Raw genomic sequence first — 366 nt, 5'->3', positions numbered from 1 at the left:
CAGCGCGGCTTCGGCGTCTTCCAGTTCGTCCAGCAGCGGCTTGCAGCGCTCGTAGAACTGGCGGCCTTCCTCGGTCAGCTGGACGTTGCGGGTGTTGCGCTGGAGCAGGCGCACGCCGAGTTGCTGCTCCAGCCGCGCCACGCTCTTGCCCACCGCCGAGGACGAAACCCCAAGCTGGCGCGCGGCGGCGACGAAGCTGCGGGCGTGGGCGGTGCGCACGAAGGCGAGCAGGCTGCCGAGCTTGTCCATGCGGCGATCCTCGGGGGCGAGGCGGCCATTATGGCCATTTGCTCCATAAAGCATGAACCGGCACGGTGTTTTTCGCCGATTGCGGCACTCCTAAGCTGGCGCACCGTCCCCCACGGC

General features: G+C 68.3%; 1 protein-coding gene. It reads right to left on the bottom strand.

Going from position 1 to position 366, the window contains the following annotated elements; all coding sequences use genetic code 11:
- Positions 1-249: LysR family transcriptional regulator (locus tag HKX41_10685; GenBank protein ID NNC24596.1), on the bottom strand; the 249-nt coding region annotated here is incomplete at its 3' end.
- Between the last annotated feature and the right edge of the window lie 117 nt (positions 250-366).

It is taken from the genome of Salifodinibacter halophilus (genome assembly GCA_012999515.1).
GTDB classification, from domain to species: domain Bacteria; phylum Pseudomonadota; class Gammaproteobacteria; order Nevskiales; family Salinisphaeraceae; genus Salifodinibacter; species Salifodinibacter halophilus.
The sequence above is the reverse complement of the archived record's forward strand: the minus strand, read 5'-3'. Positions and strand labels throughout refer to the sequence as shown.